19 protein-coding genes are annotated in these 24,782 nt (G+C 44.5%); 4 read left to right on the top strand and 15 right to left on the bottom strand.

Annotated elements, in window-relative coordinates; all coding sequences use genetic code 11:
• Positions 1–89 precede the first annotated feature (89 nt).
• The 3 genes from hppD to DXX93_RS07225 form a co-directional block, all read right to left on the bottom strand.
• Entirely contained in the window at positions 90–1,133 is a 1,044-nt protein-coding gene (gene hppD, locus DXX93_RS07235) for a 4-hydroxyphenylpyruvate dioxygenase (protein ID WP_116007508.1), read from the bottom strand.
• 408 nt (positions 1,134–1,541) lie between these two features.
• Entirely contained in the window at positions 1,542–3,311 is a 1,770-nt protein-coding gene (locus DXX93_RS07230) for a DEAD/DEAH box helicase (RefSeq protein ID WP_116007507.1), read from the bottom strand.
• 331 nt (positions 3,312–3,642) lie between these two features.
• The gene (locus DXX93_RS07225; RefSeq protein ID WP_116007506.1) at positions 3,643–6,108 is read right to left on the bottom strand and encodes an Ig-like domain-containing protein; all 2,466 of its coding nucleotides are present in this window, start codon (positions 6,106–6,108) and stop codon (positions 3,643–3,645) included.
• Between the two features lie 186 nt (positions 6,109–6,294).
• Here DXX93_RS07225 and DXX93_RS07220 point away from each other — a divergent pair, with 186 nt between their 5' ends.
• Positions 6,295–7,632 (top strand): dicarboxylate/amino acid:cation symporter, encoded by a 1,338-nt coding sequence (locus DXX93_RS07220; RefSeq protein WP_116009864.1) that lies wholly within the window; start codon positions 6,295–6,297, stop codon positions 7,630–7,632.
• 222 nt (positions 7,633–7,854) lie between these two features.
• Here the strand turns inward: DXX93_RS07220 and DXX93_RS07215 are convergent, their stop codons facing one another.
• Together DXX93_RS07215 and DXX93_RS07210 are read right to left on the bottom strand one after the other, a co-directional pair.
• Positions 7,855–8,505: a hypothetical protein gene (locus DXX93_RS07215; protein WP_116007505.1), complete on the bottom strand. Its 651-nt coding sequence runs from the start codon at positions 8,503–8,505 to the stop codon at positions 7,855–7,857.
• Between the two features lie 8 nt (positions 8,506–8,513).
• Complete coding sequence (locus DXX93_RS07210) at positions 8,514–9,239, bottom strand: hypothetical protein (protein WP_116007504.1); 726 nt, start codon at positions 9,237–9,239, stop codon at positions 8,514–8,516.
• A 494-nt stretch (positions 9,240–9,733) separates the two neighbouring features.
• Here DXX93_RS07210 and DXX93_RS07205 point away from each other — a divergent pair, with 494 nt between their 5' ends.
• Positions 9,734–10,129, top strand: coding sequence for a hypothetical protein (locus DXX93_RS07205; RefSeq protein WP_116007503.1), 396 nt, complete (start codon positions 9,734–9,736; stop codon positions 10,127–10,129).
• A gap of 117 nt (positions 10,130–10,246) precedes the next feature.
• On the opposite strand, the gene DXX93_RS07200 is transcribed toward DXX93_RS07205, so the two are convergent.
• From DXX93_RS07200 to smc, 10 genes are all read right to left on the bottom strand, one after another.
• Positions 10,247–10,576 carry a YbaB/EbfC family nucleoid-associated protein gene (locus tag DXX93_RS07200; protein ID WP_116002332.1) on the bottom strand — a complete coding sequence of 110 codons (330 nt, stop codon included), beginning with the start codon at positions 10,574–10,576 and terminating at the stop codon, positions 10,247–10,249.
• Positions 10,577–10,672: 96 nt separating this feature from the next.
• A complete protein-coding gene (dnaX, locus tag DXX93_RS07195) occupies positions 10,673–12,943 on the bottom strand; it encodes a DNA polymerase III subunit gamma/tau (RefSeq protein WP_116007502.1) in 2,271 nt (756 codons plus the stop codon).
• 6 nt (positions 12,944–12,949) lie between these two features.
• On the bottom strand, positions 12,950–13,495 hold the full coding sequence (apt, locus tag DXX93_RS07190; RefSeq protein ID WP_116007501.1) for an adenine phosphoribosyltransferase: 546 nt from the start codon (positions 13,493–13,495) through the stop codon (positions 12,950–12,952).
• A 55-nt stretch (positions 13,496–13,550) separates the two neighbouring features.
• On the bottom strand, positions 13,551–13,928 hold the full coding sequence (locus tag DXX93_RS07185; RefSeq protein ID WP_116007500.1) for a response regulator: 378 nt from the start codon (positions 13,926–13,928) through the stop codon (positions 13,551–13,553).
• Positions 13,929–14,340: 412 nt separating this feature from the next.
• Positions 14,341–15,129 (bottom strand): M48 family metallopeptidase, encoded by a 789-nt coding sequence (locus tag DXX93_RS07180; RefSeq protein ID WP_116007499.1) that lies wholly within the window; start codon positions 15,127–15,129, stop codon positions 14,341–14,343.
• A 119-nt stretch (positions 15,130–15,248) separates the two neighbouring features.
• A complete protein-coding gene (locus DXX93_RS07175; protein WP_116007498.1) occupies positions 15,249–15,809 on the bottom strand; it encodes a hypothetical protein in 561 nt (186 codons plus the stop codon).
• A gap of 110 nt (positions 15,810–15,919) precedes the next feature.
• Positions 15,920–16,255 (bottom strand): DUF3392 domain-containing protein, encoded by a 336-nt coding sequence (locus DXX93_RS07170; protein ID WP_116007497.1) that lies wholly within the window; start codon positions 16,253–16,255, stop codon positions 15,920–15,922.
• A 2-nt stretch (positions 16,256–16,257) separates the two neighbouring features.
• Complete coding sequence (ligA, locus tag DXX93_RS07165; RefSeq protein WP_116007496.1) at positions 16,258–18,291, bottom strand: NAD-dependent DNA ligase LigA; 2,034 nt, start codon at positions 18,289–18,291, stop codon at positions 16,258–16,260.
• A 95-nt stretch (positions 18,292–18,386) separates the two neighbouring features.
• A complete protein-coding gene (zipA, locus tag DXX93_RS07160; protein WP_258872612.1) occupies positions 18,387–19,448 on the bottom strand; it encodes a cell division protein ZipA in 1,062 nt (353 codons plus the stop codon).
• Between the two features lie 12 nt (positions 19,449–19,460).
• Entirely contained in the window at positions 19,461–23,051 is a 3,591-nt protein-coding gene (gene smc / locus DXX93_RS07155; RefSeq protein ID WP_116007495.1) for a chromosome segregation protein SMC, read from the bottom strand.
• Between the two features lie 195 nt (positions 23,052–23,246).
• Here smc and cysZ point away from each other — a divergent pair, with 195 nt between their 5' ends.
• Positions 23,247–23,996, top strand: a complete 750-nt coding sequence (cysZ, locus tag DXX93_RS07150; protein ID WP_116007494.1) for a sulfate transporter CysZ — start codon at positions 23,247–23,249, stop codon at positions 23,994–23,996.
• Positions 23,997–24,112: 116 nt separating this feature from the next.
• Positions 24,113–24,730: a hypothetical protein gene (locus DXX93_RS07145; RefSeq protein ID WP_147302653.1), complete on the top strand. Its 618-nt coding sequence runs from the start codon at positions 24,113–24,115 to the stop codon at positions 24,728–24,730.
• Positions 24,731–24,782: the final 52 nt, after the last annotated feature.

Genomic DNA, 24,782 nt, shown 5'->3' with positions numbered 1-24,782 from the left:
GAATTAACTTGGCATAAGAGGACAAAAAAGCTGGCAATGCCGGCTTTTTTAGGTGAATGAGTTCAGTAAGCGATCTGCGAACAAACAGACTAAAGCACCCCTCGTTCCATTTGGTTTAGCTCTATCGACTTAAACAAGGCGGTAAAGTTACCTTCACCAAAACCTTTATCGTCAACACGCTGGATCATTTCGATAAAAATCGGGCCAAAAATATTTTTGGTGAATATTTGTAATAAATAAGAGTTTTCTTTTTGGCTATCCACCAAGATTTGGTGTTGACGAATGCGCTCGTGATCTTCTTTCACCCAGGGAATTCGCTTGAATACATCATCGTAATACTCAGGCACAATATTGAGCGTATCGATAATCTCGCTATCAATTTTATCTAACGAGCTCACTAAATCATCGGTAATAAAGGCCAAATGTTGAACGCCTGGGCCATTGTACTCATCCAAGTACTCATCGATTTGGTTGTTATTGGTGCCCTTGCCTTCGTTGATGGGGATCGAAAAATTACCACAAGGCGATTGCAAGGCATAAGAGACAAGCGCCGTTTTCTCACCTTTAATATCGAAATAACGCACTTCCGTAAAGCCAAAGACCTCTTTGTAGAAATTCGCCCACTTTTCCATAGTGCCTTGATAAACATTGTTGGTTAAATGATCGACCGCTTTAAAGCCTTTGTCTTGCACAAGCACAGGTGCTGGGTGCGCTTCAAAGTCATCTTGATAAATTGACTCATGCGGACCAAAACGGTCAATAAAATAAATCAAACTGTCACCAATGCCATAAATCGCGGGATATGGCAGCTTATTAGCCGCATTTACGGCAGATTTTGCCCCGCGTTTAATCGCTTGCTCAAACGCAAACTCGGCATCTTCTACTCGCCAGCCCATTGAACAAATTGCTGGGCCATGGCTTTTCGCAAACTCTTTTGAAAAACCTGATTGCTCATTATTCAATAAGAAATGAATATCGTTCTGGTTGAAATAGTCGATATCACGGCCTTTAAACTTTTTGGTTTTTGAAAAACCAAAACCGTAAAAAGCCTTCTCCATAAAATCGCTGTCAGGCGTCGCATATTCTGTAAATTCAATACCACATAATTTCAGTGGGTTCGCAGCGTCGTTCATTATTATCTCTCTGTGACCTGTTGTACCTTTCCCTTTATTATTCACGGAAAGTCTGTGGAGAGAAGCTAACTGGTAGCTAAGCGAAATCTGGTCATGTAAATCATGCGATACGTTGGTTTTGCTAAAAAACTGGTTAACACCTAGCCAGCCTAGCTAGGCTCTGTAGCCAGGCTGTAAAGTTAAAGTTACACCTAAATATTTAGTCACCAATTTAGCTCGGATAGTGAGTAACTAGGTTCGCTAAAGAAAGTGAATAAACTTGCACATAAGGCGGCTGGAATGGCATTAGCAAAGGCAGGTGTTCTGATGCTGAACGCTGAAGAAGGGTATTAAAAAAGGTGCTGTAGCCTAGCTAGCAGCACCTTTTCGAATCTATTTTAGCGTAAGGCTTAAAAGCCTTAGTCTTAATTAGTCGTTGTTGCGACGCTCACGACGTTTTGGACGTTCAGTGACAACAGGGGCGTCTGCTACTGAAATCTCTAACGCTTGACGACGAATACGAACGCGCTTTAACTGCTTGAACGAAGCCGTTGGCATACCTTTCGGTAACTGGACAAAGCTATGACGCTCGTGCAAGTTAATCGCACCGATATAACTGCTATCTAGTGAAATTTCGTTAGCAATTGCGCCGACGATATCCCCCGGCTTAGCACCGTGCTCTTTACCGACCTCTAAGCGATAAGTTTGCCAGTCAATATCATTACGTACTGGTTTTGCTTTACGCGGCGCACGTTCACCGCGACCATCGCGCTCACCGCGTTGACCTCGGCCATCACGCATATCGCGACGGCGGCCATCACGGCCACGGTCATTGCGATCGTTACGGTCAAATTCGCGACGCGGTTTTGGATCTTCTTTTGGCTGAAGCGGTTGTTTTAATTGCTTTAAGTAAAGCAATGCTGCAGCTAAATCAGTCATTGACGCTTCTGATGCTTCGGCCATCTGCTCGATAATAGCACGCATGCCGTCAAGTTCCTTTGATCCAATAACGTCAAGCAACTGCTGTTTGGTTTTCTCGATACGCGCTTTGCCAATTTCTTGAATACTTGGTAATTCAAATGGGTTAATAACACCTGAGGTTAAGCGCTCGTAGTGACGTAATTGGTACATTTCTCTTGGGCGAACAAAAGAAATTGCCGTGCCGCTGCGACCCGCTCGACCCGTACGGCCAATACGGTGAACATATGACTCATTATCACCCGGTAGATCGTAGTTAATGACTAAGTCAATACGAGGAATATCTAGACCACGGGCGACAACGTCTGTCGCGATAAGAATTGACGAATGACCGCTCTTGATTTGATCAACTGTGCGCTCGCGCTGCGCTTGGTTCATATCACCGTTTAACGCAACCGCCGGGTAACCTTGGCGCTCTAATTTTTCTGCCACTTCAACGGTATCGTTACGTGTCCGTACGAAAATAATCATGGCATCGTAATCAAACGTTTCAGCGATACGCTCTAACGCCGTTAATTTATTGATACCACTGACTTTCCAAGCATACTGTTCGATATTGGCTTTCGCTTTTTTCACTGCCGCAATCTTGACATGCTCAGGATCCGTCAAGAAACGATTTGCCACTTTACGAATGGCGGGTGGCATAGTGGCAGAGAATAACGCCATTTGCGTATCGTCGTTTAAATGCTCAAGGATCCACTCGATATCTTCCAAGAAGCCCATGTTAAGCATTTCATCAGCTTCGTCTAACACACAAAGCTTGAGTTCATTGAGTTTTAAGCTCTTACGACGCAAGTGATCCATTAATCGACCCGGCGTACCAACAACAACTTGTGCGCCGCGCTCTAACTGCTGGAATTGCGGACCATATGATTGGCCACCGTATAGGGTAGCGACGCGTAAACCTTTAATGTTGGCAGAAAATGATTCAATGGCTTCAGCAACTTGAATCGCTAACTCACGCGTTGGCGCGAGCACCATTAACTGAGGCTTGCGAACGCTAGGATCAATGGCAGCAAGCGCCGGCAAACTAAATGCCGCCGTTTTACCTGTACCAGTTTGCGCTTCACCAAGTACGTCACGACCATCTAGAAGTGGTGGAATCGTTTGCGCTTGAATAGCGGTTGCTGATTCAAAGCCAAGCTTATTTAAGGCTGAAAGGATATTTTCAGGCAAGCCTAACGCATCAAAGCCGATAACGGCATTGTTCTGTTCACTCATAATTTTTTATCTCTTGGCAGGAAGTCCTGCGATACAACTTTGAGGAAACCACCAAGAAGACTTGAGGCACATTCGAAAGGACAGCGTTTTCGCTGAACAAGGCAAGTCTATTGGGCGGATATAACCCCTACGAAATTCGACATCATTACCGACATTCACTGTTAAACAGTACGATTAATTGAGCCGATAAGATTGAGGCGCGCATTATACAGATACTTTAAAAGTAAGCAAGGTTAACAGCCGGGATAGTTTGTTAATTAGTGTATTCTTCTAATAAAAAGCCCCAGTCAAAGTGGGGCTCTTCTCTTATTTCTAGTGGTAAGTATTGACGCTACGGCGTTATATTAATGGTAATAGGTAATACATGACCTACACCATTAGGCGTTTCTATCGAAATATCGAGTTGAGCACCGCCAGGTTCTTCGCCTGCTTTGATATTTGCGCCATAAGCAAGCCCACCATTTCGGTTTGTGCTAGACATAGTAAAACTGCTTTGCCCAATCAAACTTGCGTCCCCTGTGACGTTGAACGTAATTGTTGTGCCAGCGGGCATCGGCTGGTTGTGCAAGTCAGCAATAATCACCCCAACAGAAGCAATAGCTTCAACACCAATAGATATTTCTCTACTTCCATCAGGCTCTGCTGCACCGAAGTTAGGGCTAGCCACTGAAAAGTAGGGGTCACTGCCTGACATAACAAGTACTAAAGAACTTCTAACATTGACAGACTGTTTATCCGTCGAGCAGCCTGCATGAGCAGGTACCGAGCATAACACACCATTGTAGAGTCTATCGTTTTGCGTAAAAGAGCCATCACTATTGAAGTCAACGAACTCCTCTTGGGCACCGCTATTATTGGTATTATTGCCACCTGGCTCACCAGGGTTATACACACCATCTTCGTTGTGATCGACAAACGCTTCTTTTACGTCAAATACTTCGCCACTAACATCAGTTCCCCCCACAAAAGATGACATTTCACTAGCATCAAAACGGCCATTACCGTTTAAATCTGGGAAGGACTCTTCACCAATTGCCGTCGCCAAGATCGTTGCTCGACCACCAAATTTTTGACCAAGTGTATTCACAGTGTTGGCACAACTACGGGGGATATTCGTAAAATCGTCCAAATAGCAAACTTCACTCGTTAATAATTCCCCCTCAGGTCGAGGTTGTTGGCCTCGCCAAGTCACTGAACAACCGCCATTTTGAGTCACACAAGAAGGATCTATTGAGCCCCCCTCGGTGGTAAAATTAACGGCTGTGCCATCAGGCACTGGGTTATTAAACGCATCTGCCATCAAAATATTAACTTGTACACCCGCTAATTCTTCACCATCGAACTGCCAAGCTTCCGGATTCAATGAAGATGCAGATAAGCTCATGCTGTCTTGATCTGGAATGCCCGTTGAGACAACCAATAAGCTGGATTGCGTTGCGATTTCTGGACTTGAACCATCTATTGCCGCTTTCACCCGAACCGTGGTTGCAACAGTACCTGAGTTTACAACCGTTTGCACTTGACCATTAATATCGGTTGTCGCTGACTCAGGGATAAGTTCAACACCTCCCGTTTCGGTATTAAGCGAGAAATTGACGAGCTGATTATTAACTGGGTTGCCATTTGTGTCTAGTACTTGGAAGACGACCGTCGAACTCTCATCGTTTCCAGTACCCAAAATTGCAATATTTTCAGGGGTTGCTGACTCAAATTTAATGCTACCCACATCCGCTGGTAGCACATTTACGGTTGCAATCGCTGTGAGATTAACCCCACCAGCGTTAGCGGTTACATTTATGGTGTCATCACCAACACAACCTCTGGCTAGGTATATGCTAGTAGCAACACCATTTAACGTTGGTACAGGTGAACTCAAAGTCGCTGTTGGCGTGCTTAGGCTAGAACAGCCAGATGAAAATTGCACATCAATCGTTTCGTTAAAAGGTTGGCCGTCATCATCGACAACATGCACGGAAACAGCAGTCGTCCCACCGGCCGAAATTTGAGCCAAACTCAGCTCCGCTTGACCTTCGACAAATGGATCACCACTTCCCATGCGAACATCAGTAGCACCGACGATAACCAAAATATCCGCTGATGCGTCAATGTCATCCGCATCAATAGAAACAGTAACTATGCCCGCTCCTACTTCGCTACCAGCAAAAATATCAACGCTGGCTTGGTTGCTATCATCAGTCACCGCTTTAGCAACGGGAATTTGACCAATATTATCGACCGTGCTGAAGTCTACAATCACGGGCGATGTTATCCCGTTAACATCGGCAATAATTCTTCCGGGGCTGGCTGCCGTTATGGTATCGGTCTCATTGCCATCAGCATCAACTAACCGTAGTGTGATGCTAATATCTCCAACGCTACCAGAGTCATCACCTTGGGTAGTAAAGCTCACCGTATCTGTGACGTTAAATTCCTCGACTTGTGCAGTAACGGTTCCGGCACCTCTGGAGTCGCCAGCGGTAAGCGTTATCGTTGCTATGCCCTCGGCATTAGTTAATGCCGTTCCAGATTGCGGAGATAAGACACCAAGAGTCGTTGTAAATGTGACAACTTGGCCTGACACAGGAGTAGAGCCGGTTAGCAAAGTCGCGCTGACGGTTGCGGGGTTTTGACTGGATATATCAGTGGTTGAAATTGAAATGCTGAGTGTAGTATCGCTGTTACTACCATTATTGCCAGAATCTGGGTTTCCTTCTGAACTTAGACCTCCATCACCACCGCCACAACCGACTAAGGTTAACAGCGCCATGGCAAAACTTAAGCGTCGAAACAGTTCCATACTGTCATCTCCATGAACGTTTTTTATTATAGATCGCATCCATCTTAACTGATAAAGATCGAAAACGTCACTACCTAAATACAAAAAGCCCGACCAGTTCAGCAATTAATTTTGTTTTTTCAAATAAATTTAACTGTTACTCTTACAACCAAATTTCTATAACAATAAATGGTTGTATTCATTACCATGTCATCTGATCAAAGTTCAAACCTGACACGCCGTATTGTCATTGCAATGATCTCCGGCATCCTGCTTGGTGCTTTATTACAATGGTTGATGCCTAACGGCAAAGATTTTGTTATCCCGCTCGGCTTATTTGACTTCTCGCTACGCGGTTTCTTGGTTGACGGCGTATTTGAAGTTGTCGGTAAGATTTTTATCGCTAGCTTGCAAATGCTAGTCGTTCCCTTAGTGTTTGTATCGCTAATTTGCGGTACTTGTTCCTTAAAAGACACTTCTAAACTGGGCAAAATCGGTGGTAAAGCCGTTGGTCTTTACTTAATTACAACGGCTATCGCGATTAGTTTTGCGATGACACTGGCGCTCGTTATAAGCCCAGGTGAAGGGGTCAATATGGCTGCAGATACCACCTTTGCGAGCCGTGAAGCGCCATCTCTGGCGCAAACCATTATCAATATGTTCCCCAGTAACCCGTTTGCTGCATTTGCCGAAGGTAATATGTTGCAAGTAATTGTCTTCGCATTGCTGTTCGGTATTGCGATTGCCTTATCTGGCCAAGCCGGCGAGCGTGTTTCGGCGATTTTTGAAGACCTGAACGTCGTCATTATGCGCCTAGTTACGATATTAATGAATATTGCGCCTTACGGTGTTTTCTGCTTATTGGCAGGACTATTTACTGACCTATCAATCGACACGTTCGGCAATTTAATTAAGTACTTTATGGTCGTCTTTTTCGCTTTAGTGATTCACGGCCTTGTTACCTACTCTGCACTACTAAAACTCTTCACAGGTTTAAATCCTGCAATATTCCTTCGCAAAATGCGCGAAGCCGCTATTTTCGCATTCTCAACATCAAGTAGTAATGCCACTATTCCGGTAACGTTAGAAACAGCGACTAAAAAAATGGGCGTTAAAAACTCCATCGCCTCGTTTACTGTGCCGCTTGGCGCCACCATCAATATGGACGGCACGGCAATTATGCAGGGGGTTGCCACTGTATTTATCGCACAAGTGTTTAGTCAAGATTTAACACTGGTTGATTACCTAATGGTGGTATTAACTGCGACTTTGGCTTCGATTGGTACAGCTGGTGTACCCGGTGTCGGTTTAATCATGCTGGCGATGGTGTTGGAGCAAGTTGGTTTACCGGTCGAAGGTATTGCCCTGATCATCGGCGTGGATCGATTATTGGATATGACAAGAACCGCAGTGAATGTCACAGGTGATAGCATGGTATCGCTAGTGGTAGGCAAATCTGAGGGGCAATTTGAATCAGACACTTATCATAATTTAGATGCTGGCAAAGAGCTTGAAAATATCGATTTTCATCATTTAAAAGACTAGTGATTAGCGCAAGCTCTTGCTAGCCACGTAATATTAAGCCCGATCTATTTCGGGCTTTTTTATCACGGAACCTTGCTCATGATAATATTAGCAGTATTCACTATAAGTGCTCTGATGTTGGCAATCGCCTTTTCATGCGACGATAAAGCATTAGATTAGCTCATCAGCTGTAATTATTTTAGCTGGTCGCTTTAACCACGCGTAATAAGCTACTTATTACGTTCATAATGAGCAATTTTTTGGCGGTAACACCGCGTTTCTATGCTCAATGATCCGCTCAATAAGTTTTTTGGCACTCCCCTGCCCCATCAATTCACTGACCTTCATTTCAAATGCGCTGACATAAATTTTATCCCGATCATTAATATCTAAACATTGAACAGGCTGTTCGCTATCCACTTGGGCATAATCTGTGTCATTCCAAATTGTATCAATCCAATGATATGCCATCTTTTGGTGAGGGGCATGAATATAAAAGCGTAAAACAGTTTCTGACTCTGTAACTGATTTCTCAATATCTTTACCATCGGGCTCTTCAGTGCCATCTATATTTTCATCAAACACGCCAGTATCGCTTATATGTTGAATTGCTAACATCCAGTCACCTAACGCTTGTTTACCTTTTTCGTCGCCGTGATAAAAGAAGAAATTAGAGGCAACGCCCGGTAGCATATCCCAAGCCCATCGCTCAAGCATATTAGTTGACCGATTACCTGGAATAGTAAATTTAGCTGAATTCCACATAAGCGGAGCCAAGTTTAAATCATCATTTTCAATCACTTCAGATATAAGCTGGTGGACTCTCTGATAATAAGATGCAAGTAAACGGTGTGCTGTGCGCACTTGTAAAAATAAGTCGGTTGAGTCGCTCATATTATTCCTTATTTAGCAGTCTCTAGTGGCCAAATATCTAATGCAGATAAAGTCACAGAATAGTGCTCGTTAAATTCTTGTAAGCTTTTCCAGCCTAGCTTTCTTACTCGAACGCCATATAGCTCCAAAGCTTGTAACATATCGCGTAATATTCGCTTATCTTGAAGAGGTACAGAAGTTTGCTTCACCATGTTACGCAGTTGATAACCAATGGTTTGCCACTCTATGCCTTTTATATTTTTGAAGTCTGGAAATTGCGTTTGTATTGTCGAACAATCAAAGCTAGAAATGAGCTTTCCAACCCCACCAATAGCTAAAAAATATAACGGCTTTGACGCTTGATCCTGTTCAAAGTAACCAATAATTTCCCGTTGCCATTGTTCGTGGTATTGCTCCTGACCAGGAGGTTTGATCTCAACTAATACATCAAGCTCTTTAAACTGCAGCAATAAGTCTGGTTCGACTCTTTTTTGCTTGTGTTCATAAGCACTATCGTCATCCAAATAATAACTCGGCCAGTACTCGATGCTTTCAAATTCGGTGAAGTCGCCACTGCCTAACCACAGTTTAAATAACTTGTGTTGTGTTAACTCAGATAAATAGCTAAACCGTGAAAAAAATGCGGCCGTCAGTAAATCTTCTCTTTCTCGATAAAGTTGTCGCCAACTTATACTTTCATCATTCGAATTGAGCTCAATACGGCCTGCTTTTCCATGAATAATTGCATTAAGCATGATTAATCCTTATCTAGGGGTCTTACTTTACTTCTAGAGTGTGTGAACACGACTCTTCTACTGCTGAGGCTGAAATTCCTGTGATCTTGCTACTTATATCCGTCACTACACTGTCATCGAACAGGCCGAATATCCCCTCAAAATAAATATCAGAAAATGGCAGTTGCGCTAACATTGCAGGGCTCATCACACCGTTTTCTGCCAAGTATTGAATGATGGTATCGACGAAACGAATTAAATAGACTTTATTTGTCCACTTCCCTTGAAGTCCCTTACCTATAAGCCCATATATATAACAAGTTCTTCCACCGGCCCTAAAGCTGAAAGAGCATTTACAGAGGTTGAATACTCAAGGATACTCTGAGGTAAGACCTTTGCTCGGGATGAAGACTCCCTATCGGGACTCATTGTGGATTCAAATTGTGCAAACCCAAACGGGTTGCTCGCTCGTGACTTATCTGTGAAGAAAGTTACGATTAACTTTGGATCATGCAATGCCTATCACAAGTAACTTAATACCGAAAGAAACTAAACAATACTGCGAAAACGTATCTTATGAACATCAAGTCGCCTCTTGGCTACTAAAAGACGGTTGGGAAGTCTACATACCTCATGTCGATCACGGGGCTAAAAACGATGTTCTCATTTCTGATGGCGAGTATTATTACCGCATACAAGTTAAGTCGATCGACAGACATGATGAGTGTGCTGTAGTCAAGCCTATGTGGGAAAAGCATGACAACATAGATTTTGTCATCTATTTTTCGAAAAAAGGCCAATGGGGATACATAGCGCCGCAGTTCCATAAACCTAGAAAGCTCAAACACCCTGAGCACGAGCGTTTTCATCAAAACTCGACAAACTTTTTAAAGGCGTTCGCTAAGGTTTAAGCCCATAAAAATAAAAAGCTCAGCCTTAAAAAACTGAGCTTTTTACTTTGATTTGTCCAATATTTGTCTAAGCTAGACAAAAGACTAGAAAAATCCTTGTATTTAATGCACTTACAACTAGAACGGCATTTTGAAGCCTGGAGGCATTTGCATACCGCCAGTTAAGTCTGCCATTTTAGACTTATTTTGCTCTTCAACACGACGAACAGCATCGTTAAATGCCGCAGCAACTAAGTCTTCCACCATGTCTTTGTCGTCTTCCATTAAGCTTTCGTCAATTTCAACACGGCGCACACTGTGAGAACCTGTCATGGTCACTTTAACCATACCTGCGCCTGACTCACCAACAACTTCCATATTTGCTAGTTCTTCTTGTGCTTTTTGCATTTTAGCTTGCATTTGCTGGGCTTGTTTCATTAAGTTGCCCATGCCACCTTTCATCATAATATGTCTCCAAAACGTAGTTGTTGCCAAAGATAGTGACTCTTGGCGAACAATTCAAGGGAATTACGGATCACCAAACAGTTTTTCATCGCCTTTGCGTTATCTCGCAATGATGCTCGATTCGTCGAGAATCGCCTGAAAGTGTGTTTGTAAATAGTTCACGATAGGGTCAGACGCTAATACTTGTTTAGCATAATCATATCGTTTGTCATTGATCTGACTTTGAATTTGCAGTGGATCGTCTACGGTTTCGTCCACCACCACAAGATCAACCATCATTGGCTGATTAAAATGCTCTGAAACAAAGCTGCGTAGCTGGGTCAATGCTGAATCAGTAATTAAGTGCTTCGCCGATTGATTGAGCTCAAGCACTAAGTGCTCGTCAGTAGTCGCCTGGCCAATCACCGACTGCTGCGCCAAAATACGCAAGCGGCCATTAAGTGCCATGGCATCAATCATATTCGCCCACTTATCCACTTGATTCGCTTTTTTAATCACTGATGGGTCAACCTGCTCAATCGCAAAACCTTGCGTGGGTAAGGTTTCGATTGCGGGCACATCAGGTTGAACAGTGTTTTTTAGAACGGCTGTCTGACGCTCGGTAGCGTCGTCAGACTTTTTTACCGATTTGCTCTCCAGCTTTTTTTTGCGACTTCTGAGCATATTTCGAGTGGCCAATGCTGATTCAACACTGGCGCTCAGAATGCCTTCTTCTGATGTCGCAGGAGGCGATTGATTCGATTCGCCAGCAGCTGCACTGGGAGCGCTAGCAGGTAACTCAGTGATATGTTGAGCTGGCTGAGCAGTAGTTGCGTCGCCATTTATGCCATTTTGGTATTGCGCGGCTTCAACGGACTGTAATGCTTGCTCAGGCTGTTTTGCGCTCTGTTTCTGCGCAGCACTTTCAACGGGTTCTTCTAACTGTGTTGGAGCCGGTGGCGAAGTCTCTTGCAATTGAGCTTCTTGCGGATGAGTTTCTGGTAAAGAAGCTTTTTGTGACTGAGCTTGTTGCTCAATCGCTAATAGTTCTTGCGCTAGTTGTTGCTCGCCAGCATCTTGGTCTACTGTCGAATTGTCAGCTGTGAAGTCGTCAATGGCCGAGCTATCAAGGCTAGCGCTGTTTGCCGTAGAAACTGGTGCAGCGCCATTTAGGGTATCTGCTTGTGTCGCTTGTTTTACTTGCGTCTCAGGGAGGGCAATATCATCAAAAGTGGCAGTTGTTTTATTTGCTATTTGATGCGCTGTTTGACTTTCTCTTTGAGTAGAAACAGCAGCATCAGCTTGCGACATTGGCTTAAAGGCTAATAATCTTAGCAAGGTCATATCAAATGCCGCTTGCTCATCACCAGCATATGGCAAGTCTTTCCTACCATTCAATACCAGTTGATAGTAAAGCTGAATATCTTGCGCAGACATAGCGCTAGCAAACTTTTTGACCAGCTTGCTGTGCTCGGTGGAGAGGTCGAAATGCTGCTCAGTAATTTGGTACATGGCAACATGGTGTAGCAGCTGCAAGAGTTCGGCATGTAAGCGCTGATAGCTCGGGGCATAGGCTGCAATTTCTTGCGACAATGTCATTAAGCCATTGGTGTCTTGCTTTACCAGCGCAATAAGAATTTTATACGGCCAATGTTGGTCAACACCGCCTAGCATATGCTGTAAATTATCAACGCTAATATGGCCTTGGCCTTGTGCAATTGCTTGGTCTGTTAAGCTCAGCGAGTCACGCATACTGCCGCGAGCTGCTTTAGCCAGCACATTTAAGCTTTCCGCTTCAAACGTCACTTGCTCAGCGTTGAGGATTTTTTCCAATTGCTGCTCTATTTGCCCAACTGACAAGGCTTTTAAATGAAACTGTAAACAGCGTGAAAGCACAGTGACAGGCAGCTTTTGTGGGTCAGTCGTTGCGAGAATAAATTTAACGTGCTCGGGTGGCTCTTCCAGTGTTTTTAGTAAAGCATTAAAGCTGCTTCTCGACAGCATATGCACTTCATCTATTAAATACACTTTATAGCGACCGCGCGTTGGCGCGTATTGCACGTTATCTAAAATTTCGCGGGTATCATCAACCTTAGTCCGCGATGCGGCGTCGATTTCCAGCAAATCAACAAATCGACCTTGGTCAATGTCTAAACAGGTGTCGCATTTACCACATGGCTCTGCGCTGACACCTTGTTCACAATTTAAACTTTTAGCGAAAATACGAGCTATCGTGGTTTTACCAACGCCACGCGTACCGGTGAATAAATACGCGTGATGCAAGCGCTGCTGGCTAATCGCATTAACAAGTACAGAAACAACGTGCTCCTGCCCCATCAACTCAGCAAAGGTTTTCGGGCGCCATTTGCGCGCCAGCACTTGATAGCTCATTTGAGATTATTCGCCTTCGTATTGAATTAACGTGGTAATGTTTAACCCAAGTTTTTCAAGCTTAGCTTCGCCGCCAAGAGCTGGTAACGAAATGACAAAGGCTGCGTCTTGGGTCGTAGCGCCAACGCGACGAATTAAGGCTGTTGTTGCTTCAATCGTTCCACCCGTTGCCAATAAATCATCAATGATCAATACCTTGTCTTCCGGTTGCAAAGCGTCTTGATGAATTTCCAGCGTATCTGTGCCGTATTCTAATTCGTAGTCTTGTGCGAACGTTTCACGCGGTAATTTACCGGGCTTGCGCACAGGTACAAAACCCACGCCGAGTGCTAAAGCTAATGGCGCACCGAATAGAAAACCTCTTGCCTCTGTACCCACAATTTTGGTGATACCTTGATCTGCATATTTGTTTTTAAGCAGCTCAATGGTTAGCGAAAATGCTTGGTGATTTTCTAAAATTCCCGTGACATCACGAAACATAATGCCTGGTTTTGGGTAATCTTCGATGGTGTGAATGGCACTTTTTAAAAGTGAAATATCTGATTCTGTCATTGCTTCATTTAAGTCTTAATCTTGGAGGTTAAGGATAAATGAATTTGAATGATTTTTACAGAGAAGCGACGCGAGTATTTTGCTTGTTCAGCTGCGCAATTAGTGCTAGGAATTGCACTTCATCGAGTGGCTTGTCGAGAATACAATCACACAGCGATTGCTCAATCAAATGTTTCATGGATTCACGCCCCTGCGTGGTCATAAAAATGATGGGGGTTAGCTGATCGTGTTGGCGAATATTTTTGAGTAATTGAACGCCATCCATTAGTGGCATCAAGTGGTCGATAATAAGCAAATCAAATGCTTGTTGCTGGTATTTTTCATACCCATCCAAGCCATTTTTCGCATTGATTACACGGTAGCCGCGGCCAGCGAGTAAGCCGTTAACTTGTGCCAATACGCTTGCATTATCATCTACCACTAAAATGTTCATAAATACGTTCGATAAAGGGGGCGACCTATTACACTAAGTAAGTGTACCAACCCATTAACATAGGTAATAAAGGCATTGAAACTATAGCGACTAATGCTAAAAACAGGTGACGTTTTGACGCGCTATCTTTGAAATTTTCATCGTGAGACATCTTTCACTTCCTACACAAGTTAAAAACGTCGCGCATTATAATGGATGATCTGTTTTTTGAACAGATGTTTTGATCTAGATCAAACTTATAACCAACATACTGGCAGTAAATATGCTTGCTAAGTACTTGAAGCTACATAAGATCGCCATAAAAATTTTATGCTTATTTAGCATGCTAAGCCAGTGCTCAGATCGCTACTCGCTGAGCACTGGTTATTATCAAACTGGCAAGCAATTAGGCTGAGGTTATATCTTTGAGTGACTAGCCTAGGTGACATTGCCCTTTACTTGAGGCTTGGTAGTCACCATTAACGTTGGGAAGGTTATTGGTGAGCTGACGAATACGTGTATCACTTGAGGGATGCGTTGACATAAATTCAGGCGGCGCACCTTTGCTTCCTTTGGCCATATTGCGCCACAGCTGAATCGCCGCTTTGGGATCATACCCCGCTTTTGCCATGAGTTTTTGGCCAACAATATCCGCTTCAGACTCATGGGTGCGCCCATAAGGCATGAGTACCCCGTATTGCAACCCTAGCCCCAAGCCCGCCATCCACGCGTTTCGGTTTTGCACGTTTTGGCTTGCCATCGCGGCATCAGCAGCTTGTAAACCGATCTGCGCAAGCTGACCTGAAGACATACGCTCATTAGAGTGTTGCTCAATCACATGCGCGACTTCGTGACCAATTATCGCGGCTAATTGCGCCGGCGTTTCAGCCACCTTCAAAATACCGGTATAAACACCTATTTTTCCCCCTGGCAGTGCAAATGCATTGACTTGCTCAGAATCAAACACCACCACTTCCCAATCACTTGGTTTAGGGTTACCCGGTAACTGCTCAATAATGTCGTTAGCTATACAGCGCACATAGCGGTTTGTGGCACTGTCTTGGTAGATTTTTTCTTTTTCTTTGAGTTGCTCAAACGATGCTGCGCCCATCTTGTTTAGCTCTCCCGAAGAGAACAAGGTAATTTGCTGGCGACCTGTTGACGAGGTTGAACAGGCATTTATCAACAAAGTTAATGCGATAACTGACAAACTGCGTTTCATACTAATTCCTTCTACTTGCCATGGATAAACGTTATTTTGTGATATTGGGGCACTTGTACTCAATACTCTAGCGTAAACTTGAAGCGACTTTTAAGCGATTGACCTAATAAGCTATTGCTCTAGTCAACCAGCGTACTTTCATCTTTACGCACGCCATAAATATCTGAGGGCGAAAAGCCTAAGGTTATATGAAAGTCTTTCGGCGACAAGCCCAAGTGTTTGCGCATTGCATCAGCCTCGGCTGACGACAAGACAATAAAATAAGCCTTGCCATTGCCTTTAATCACGCGCCCTAGCCCTTTGACTTGAAAATCAAACACTGTCTCACTGGCCAAAAGCTGATGAACCTGCTGCTCGCTCACTTCTTTTATTTCAAATGGGTTAATGAAAGTAACGTGAAACTTGCCGTGATCTCGGCTAGCTTGGCCGGCACGTAAAGTCTCAAAACTATCCGTTTCCATGGTTTTTAAGCGCTCTAGATAGGTTGCGATTGTTGCTTTTTCAACTATGCCACCAACATATTGTAAGCCCGCACTATCACTTAGCTCACTCGCTTTTACGGTAATGGTTTCCACATTGGCTTCCTTATGCGCTGGCGACTTATGTTGGTGCGCTTGGGCACTTATTGGGAGTGCTGAAAATAGTAATAAGACAAGTACGCTCAGTGCTCTAATGTTCATGATAATCTTCGCTGTTCTTACTGTGTTGCTTAATTCAAAGGCTCATATTTTTTATTTTTACGTTTTTGTGGTTTGGGCATTTATTTTGCCCTTGGCTTTCTCACATCGAATTATATATGGCGCTGTTTTTGCGCATACAGCCCAAGCCCAACAAATACTGAGACCACGGCTGGTACCAAATACGGGGTAGGAATTCTCGCTAACAAATCCGTTAATAACGCACTTAACCAGACGGTTGCCGCACCGTAGCCAAACGCACACACCACCACAAAGATTAAGGTTCGCACCACCAAGTGCTGCTGCTTAATTAATTGACGGATAGATTGTGAAATCTCGCCGCCAAAAAGTACCAGCAAAGTGGCGATAATCGCCATCGCGCATTGGCTTTGATAAGGACGAAACCACAGCCCCAGCTGGCTGGCCAGCTCCATCAATTGTGCTTGCACAATTACGCCTCGTGTTTAGCCAGTAAATCAACTAAGTCTTGCTCAGTTAACACCGCAACCCCAAGGTCTTGTGCTTTGGTTAATTTTGAGCCAGCTTTTTCACCTGCAACCAAAAAGTGTGTTTTTGCAGATACACTACCTGAGACTTTTGCCCCTAATGCTTGTAGCTTCGCCTTAGCTTCATTACGCCCCATTTGCGACAAGGTGCCAGTTAATACAAAAGTTTGATCCGTCAGTGGCTGCTCGTCTGCTGATTTCACTTCAATTGAAGGCCAGTTAACCCCTGCTGACAAGAGCTTTTCGATCACAGCCAAGTTAGTTTCTTGCCCAAAAAACACCGCAATGTTATTGGCAACCACCTCACCAACATCTGATACCGATTGCAGAGATTCTCGGTTAGCCTGCTGCACCGCTTCTAACGTTAAATAGTGATTAGCAAGGTTAGCCGCTGTCGCCTCACCTACTTCGCGAATCCCTAGTGCATAAATAAACTTGGCTAACGTCGTCGTTTTGGCCGCTTCTAGTGATGCGACAAGCTTTTCAGCAGACTTTTTCCCCATTCGCTCTAAACTGCTAATTTGCAACTCAGTTAGATCGAATAGATCCGCCGGCGTCGCAATCAAGTTTTCGTCGACTAATTGTTCAACTAATTTGTCACCTAAGCCATCGACATCGAAGGCTTTACGCGATGCAAAGTGTTTGATGGCTTCTTTGCGCTGAGCGCCGCATATTAAACCGCCTGTACAGCGCAGCACCGCCTCACCTTCCGGTTTAGTGACGGGTGAGTCACATACTGGGCAAGCATTAGGAAACACAACAGGTTCAGCATCGTCAGGGCGACGCTCTAGTACCACACTGACAACTTGAGGTATTACGTCACCTGCCCGGCGAATCACTACCGTATCGCCCTTTTGCAAACCCAAGCGTTCTATTTCGTCTTGATTGTGCAGCGTCGCGTTACTTACCGTTACGCCGCCAACAAATACCGGCTTTAAACGCGCAACAGGCGTAATCGCGCCGGTGCGCCCCACTTGAAATTCCACGTCTTCAAGCAGTGTAATTTCTTCTTGCGCAGGGAATTTGTAGGCCGTCGCCCAGCGGGGTGCTCTGGCGACAAACCCCAATTGTGTTTGCAACGCGATATCGTCAACTTTCAATACGGTGCCGTCGATTTCATAACTTAGCGCATCGCGTTTGTTCAAAATATCTTGGTAAAAGTCTTCACAGTCGTTGGCACTGGCGAGGAACTTCACCTCAGGACACATTGGCATACCAACAGCTTTTAACTGATTCAATCGCGCAAAGTGCGAGTCGGCCAGCCAAGTTTGACCTTCCTCACTGACATAGCCAATACCATAAGCGTAAAACGCTAAGTTGCGCTGTGCGGTTATTTTAGAATCAAGCTGACGCAAGCTACCGGCGGCAGCATTGCGCGGATTGGCAAATACTTTCTCCCCTTTTGCCTTGGCGCGCTCGTTTAGCGCTTCAAAGCTCGCTTTCGGCATAAACACTTCACCGCGCACTTCTAATACGGCTGGGTAGTCTTGGCCAATTAGCTTGAGCGGAATAGGTTTTATGGTGCGAATATTCTCTGTGATATTTTCACCAGTTGTGCCATCACCTCGTGTTGCAGCTTGCACGAGTACGCCCTGCTCGTAACGCAAGCTTACTGCTAAGCCATCTAGCTTAGGCTCTGCGCAAAATGCCAGTGTTTTAGTCGTTGCCAGTCGATCATTAATACGAGTAACAAAGGCTTGCCATTCGTCTTGGGAAAACACGTTATCAAGCGATAACATAGGTAATTGGTGGGTAACTTGGCTAAACGCTTTTAACGCTTCGCCTCCCACCTTTTGCGAGGGCGAGTCAATACTCTTTAATGTTGGAAACTCAGTTTCAAGGGCGATGAGCTCACGCATTAGTCGATCGTATTCGGCATCCGGTACCGAAGGTTGGTCTAATACGTAATATTCGTGATTGTACTGGCGGATTTGCTCGGAAATTTTTTCCACTTGCTGCTGTGCAGTTTCTAGTGACATATTCAATTCTTTTCGTTCGTAAAGCTTTCGGGTCGTAAAAGCCGTCGTGAAAAAAGCCTCCAACGGGAGGCTTTTTTAGCGGTTAAATCATACTGTTAACTTTGTGCAATCCGCTGCTTGCGGTCGAACTCTCTGATTTTGCTCGTATAATGTTGCTCAGTTTGCTTAGTCATGGCGCTGCGCTTGTCATCAAGGATCTGGGCATTGAATTCCTGCGCCAGTTGCTTGGCCGCCGCTAGCATTTGTTCAAACACTTCAAACGGATCACCAGCATTGGGCAAGGTCATAAACATGCTCACCCCTTGCGTGGTGAAGTTTTCCATATTGTCCAAATCGAAGGTGCCTGGGTTCATCATATTGGCAAGGCTAAACGTTACTTTGCCATTACCTGCATTGTCTTCATGGCGATGGAAGATATTCATATCACCGTACTTCATACCAAGCGTTAATAGGCTTGGCAATAAAGCAGCACCAGACATTAATTGTCCTTGTGGCATAACCACAGATAACACAATCACTTCTGTTTCAATTTCTGGTTGCTCTAACGTCGGTGTCTGGTCAGAAGTTTCAAGTTCGTCACTTGGCTGAGAGCCAAATGTCGGCTCTTTGCGCTCACCACTAGCGCTAGTATCAATACTGTCATCAAAGTTAAGCTCAATTTGGTTTTTCTTTAGTGACGCGTCGCTGGTTGTTTTTGCCGATGTTGAAACCGCTGCTGTAGGCTTAGCCTGAGTCACAGGTGTTTGATAAACACTTGGCTCTGACTCCAAGGCTAACTCATCTGCTATCTCTGATTCTGAGGTAGTCGGCACAGGATTATCTGCTGCCATTGGCTGCTCAGCAATATCAACGGGTAATGGCTCGTCATTGTAAGTTGGCGCCGGTGCTGGTTGATTAGGAATTTCCTCATCCGCTGGCGGATGTTCAATTTCGCCGGTTAATGCCGAACCTGAAACAACACGTGCTTCACCGACACCGTCTTGATCAAAGCCCTTGCCATCAAAGTCGCGACTCATCGGCTCCACTTTGGTGTCATTGGTTTTTAATTTGTACGGGTTTCTATTCTTGCGAATGGTCCACAAACCGTGGATAAAAATGGCGGCAATTACAATTGCACTGATAATGATTAATGCGTTTCGAAAATTATCTTCCATCATCGAGCCTGTTTATTATGATACTTCTGCCATGGCAATTGCTTCATCTATATCTACTGAGACCATGCGAGACACGCCGGGTTCCATCATGGTCACGCCAGTTAGATGTGAAGCCATCTCCATCGCGATTTTATTATGACTGATATAAATAAATTGCACAGTTTTAGACATTTCACCGACCAGATTACAAAAACGCTCAACGTTAGCGTCATCCAGCGGTGCATCTACCTCATCCAGCATACAAAATGGTGCGGGGGTCAGTCGGAAAATGGCGAACACTAATGATAATGCCGTTAACGCTTTTTCTCCACCCGAGAGCAAATGAATTGTGCTATTTTTTTTGCCCGGTGGACGCGCCATAATGGTGACACCGGTATCAAGCAAGTCATCTGAGGTTAATGTCAAATACGCTTGCCCACCGCCAAATACTTTCGGGAAAAGTGCTGAAAAACCTTGGTTAATCTGCTCAAAAGTGGTTTTAAACTTTTGGCGGCTTTCTTTATCAATCTTTGCTATTGCCGATTCTAACGTGGCAACTGCTTGAGTTAAATCCTCAATTTGTAAATCTATCTGATTTTTTCGCGTTTGTTGCAGTTGAAACTCATCAATTGCTGCTAAATTAACCGCCCCAAGCTCGGCAAGCTTACGCGACACTTGTTTTAGCTGTTGTTGATAACTAGCAATCGACCCTGTTGGTTCGCCAAAAACTTGCTGCTGGTTTAGCTCTTTAAGTTCACTTAATGACGCTTTAGCCGCATTAAGCTCGAACACTAATTGCTCTTTTTTCAACGCTTGTTGGTGAGCTGTATCGTTTTGTTGACTCACTCTGGTTTCTTGTAGGGTAATTTGCTTGGCGAGTTGTGATTTTTGAGCCTTGCTATCATCGAGCTGCAATTCGGCAGTTGCCAGTTTTGCTTGTGCTTGCTCAACAAGCTCGCTGCTTTCATTCACTTGCTGCGCGAGCGCATCGGTTTTAGGCAGTTTGGCCAATTCTTGCTGATAGTGCGCCAGTTGCTCTTCGGTGCTGCGTTGTTGCTCGTTAGCATGCACTAATTGCAGCTCAGTTTGACGCAAGCTTAGCGAGTGCTGTTGATGTTCAAGCTGTACTTGTTGCAACGCGTGTTGAGCTTCATTAACCGCTTGCTGACTCGCATGCTTTTGCGTCTGTAAAGCTGTGACTTGCGTTTGCAAGTTGGCTAACGCTTGCTCGGCTTGCTGTGTTTGTTGGGCGGTTTGTGAATGAGCTGCAACCTCGACATTTTTTTGTTCAATGATTACAACTAACTCGTGCCGCTCTTGGGTAAGCTCATCAATTGCCTGTGTTAACTGCAAAACTTGGCGGTTGTGCTGCGCTACTTGCGCACTTTTAAATTCAAATTCACTGATGACTTTTTGCTGTGCGAGTTTTTGAGCTGACTGTTGACTCGTCAATTGCTCAGTGCGCTGAACCAATGATTGCTGCGTCGCTTTCAGTCCCGCTTGTTTATTTGAAAGATCGTTAATTAACGGCTCTTGATTTGCTAAATGTGCTTTAAGCTCGTCGTATTGGCATTGCAGCGCCAAGCGATTCGCCCCTTGCACCTCGCGCCCCTTTGAACTGGCAACTCTCGACCATAAACTGCCGTCTGGGCAAACGATGTAACCATCATCTGTGTCACTGTTATCAGCTGAAGTACTTAATAGTGTCGCTAACGCTGATTTATCATGGGCAATTTGCACTTGGTTTAATAGCGGCAAAAAACCAATATCGGTGCTGACTTTTGTCGCCAAACTTCCCAGCTGAGCATGTTGTTGTAGCTTACTTTGATTGATTAACCAGTAGCGCTCCGCTGTTTGCGTTACTTTTTCAAGAGTTTGCTCAGCAGTTGGCAACAGTTGCGCAAAGTCTTTATTATCCAGTAAGAAAGCATCCAGCCAATGGCCGAGTACTTTATCGACCGCCACTTGCCATTTTTTTTCTACTGAGATGACCTTTCGATAACTTTGTAGCCCAGTAATGCCCTGCTCAGTGAGCCAGTGCTCACATTCGCTTTGCCACTCTTCTTTAACCGCCAATTGAGTTTCCAATTGTTGCAATTGCAGCTGCCCCGCCAGCTGAGCTTGGTTAGCATCAGACAAAGCTTGCACTGTTGCTTTGAGCTCGGCATCGACTTGTCGTTTTTCATCATGTAACGCATCTAACGCCTCTTGTGTTGCTGCCAGATCGTTAGTCAGCGACTGCTGTTGGGCTGTCAGTTCGTCAAGATCGTCCAGTGTTTGCTCATCAAGCTCATCGAGCCGTGATTGTTTTGCGTCAAGCTGTGCATCTAACTTAGCGAGCGCCTCTTGGTGCGCAAGCGCGGCTTTTTGTTGCGCAATGCGCTGCTCTTGCTGTGCTAAGCGCTCCCGATTCTTGGTGTGGACTAATTGCTCTTGCGCGGTTAACTGCTGTTCAAGGCTTAGTAATTGGGCTTTAGCAGCAACCAAGGCCTGCTCTGCCAGTAGAATTTGCGGCGCAAGCTCTGCCAATTTTTTTTGCCAGTTACCAATTTCTGTTTGAAATTGTTGGCTTTTCTCGCTGGTTTCTCGTTGTTTTTCAGCGTAACGGGCTAATTGCTTTTCATTGTTTGCAAGCAAGTGCTGTGCGGTCGCTAACTCTTGTCGGCATCGGCTATTGGCTTGATTAGCACTCGTTAACTCGTGCTGCGCTTGACTAAGTCGTTGGTACTCTTGCTCGATTGCTTGCTCTTGCTTAGTCAATGCCGCCTTTTGCTCACCAAGTTCCTGTTTTGCCGTGGTCATTTGCTGGCTTAATTCAGCAATAACGGTACTCAGTTTATCCAACTGCTGTTGCGCGGCTTGATACTTAACCGTGGCAATAATGGATTTTAATTCTCGCTCTTGCGCTTTGAGCTTGCGATATTGGCTTGCTTGCGTTGCTTGCTGATCTAAGACATTAAGGTGAATGCCAATCTCTTGGCTAATATCGCCAAGGCGCGATAAGTTGTCACTGGTGTGATCCAATTTAAGCTCGGTTTCACGACGGCGCTCTTTATATTTTGAGACACCCGCCGCTTCTTCAACAAATACCCTCAACTCTTGTGGTTTTGACTCAATGAGCCGAGAGATCATGCCCTGCTCAATAATCGCATAGCTTTTCGGACCAAGCCCAGAGCCGAGAAAAACATCTGTGATGTCTTTTTTACGACACTTACTGCCATTTAGATAATATACGTTTTGACCGTCGCGGTTGACGGTACGCCGAATAGATACCTCATTGCGTTCAGCTAAATTAGCGGCGAGATGAAAGTTATTCGTTGGCGAGTGCTGCGTGCTCTCGGCATTGGTTTCAGATTGGGCTTCAGATTGAGTTTCAAAAATCAGCTCAACACTTGCCTGCCCTATCGGTTTTCGCTCGGCTGAGCCATTGAAAATAACATCTGTCATGGCATCGCCGCGCAGGTTTTTGGCAGAGCTTTCGCCCAGTACCCAGCGCACGGCATCAATAATGTTAGATTTTCCACAACCGTTCGGGCCAACGATCGCAGTCATTTGATGGGGAAAAGGAACTTTTGTGACATCGACAAACGATTTAAAACCAGCAAGTTTGATTTGTTTTAAACGCATATCTAAGTGAAGTTAAGGCGATGCCAAGTTATTTTTGTTAGATGCGCAATTTATCAAATTTCGTCACACTTTGTCACACCTAATTCAGCTTTGCAGCCCTGTTAATACTTGGCTAACAATGAAATTTTCTTATAATCGATATTATTTTCTGGCTGGTGACAGTATTTTCACCAGCACAAGAGCACTAAGGCATATATGTTAGCAAACAGCGGTTCAGGCTATTTTTTTCAAGGTTTTAATTTAATTAATTCGAAAGGGTTAAGACGTTTTGTGCTTATCCCTTTAGCCGTTAATCTCGTTATTTTTGGCTTCACTTTTTACTGGCTGTTATCACAGTTAAATGCTTATATCGGGCAGTTTTTAGGTTGGTTGCCTGAGGCGCTACTCTGGCTCGAATATCTCGTGTGGCCAGTCGCAGTTGTCGCCATTCTTATCGGTTTTTCCTTTATTTTTAGTGCCATCGCTAATTGGTTAGCGGCGCCATTTAATGGGCTACTAGCAGAAAAAGTGGAAGCTAAACTAACCGGCCAAGAAGATACCAGCGGTGGTCTCGCTGATGTGTTTAAAGACATTCCACGAACGCTAAGCCGCGAATGGTGTAAATTGCGCTACTACCTGCCGCGCGCTATTGGTTTTTTCATCATTATGTGGGTACTGCCGTTGATTGGTCAGCTCATCTGGTTTTTGTTTGTTTCTTGGATGATGGCGGTGCAATACCTTGATTACCCGTTTGATAACCACAAAATTAACTTTGATTTAATGCGCGGGCGGCTCAACGAACACAAAGGACAAAGCTACAGCTTTGGCATTACCACAGCGCTGTTTTCGATGATCCCTTTTGTCAATTTAATTGTCATGCCCGTGGCTATTTGTGGTGCCACAGCGCTTTGGGTTGATCACCATAAACAAGCCATGAAGGCACAAGTAAACACTCGAGATAAGTAAAACTAAAAATGAACTTGTCGCTATAATTCTTTTTCAATTCAGCTATTTTGGCCAAAAAGGTTGACCCTAATATCGCTAACTTTTACAGTTAACTAAAAGTTATGGAGCAATTTTTGATGAAAGCTAAATTAACTGTTAGCGCCCTGCTGGCGATATGTCCGCTGACATTGGTTAATGCGCAAAGCACGGAGGTAACCGCTGACCAGTCTAGCGCGTCAGCGCAGAGGGAGCTAACCGAGGGACAAACTGCACCACAAGCAATTAACTCATCTACTCAAGTAGCAGCAACAGCTCAAGAACAAGCAGACGAAGCATTAGCCAAGCCCCAAGCTAACATCACCGAAGCTTCATTCGAACAAAGCGTTCAAGAAGATTCACAGGGTTTCAATCCTGAAACACTAGACAGCGAAGATGCGTTTAGCCCTAACGCCTATAACTTTGTTCGCCCAATTCCCGAAGAAGGCGATGTCTATATTCCAGTGCTGTCCGATGCCAAAGTATTTGCCGAGTTTATTGATGAGCTGCCCGCTGTGGTTAACTTTTTTACGATGGCAAGTGAAGATGAAATTATCGCTTTTTATCGTGACAACTATGGTGAGCCAGTCGAGCAAGAGCGTAAACGCGGGCGTTTAAATCTAACTTACTACCTAGAAGATATCGCGACACGCGTTGTTATTTCAGAGCAAGATAATCGCCGCCAAGTAGACGTATTACAAGAAAACGCGGCACTTTAAGTTTATTCCCTGATTTACTGCGCAATTTGTAGCAATAAGAGATAACAAAAAG

It is taken from the genome of Thalassotalea euphylliae (assembly GCF_003390335.1).
GTDB classification, from domain to species: domain Bacteria; phylum Pseudomonadota; class Gammaproteobacteria; order Enterobacterales; family Alteromonadaceae; genus Thalassotalea_F; species Thalassotalea_F euphylliae_B.
This window is presented reverse-complemented; position numbering and strand designations above follow the sequence as displayed.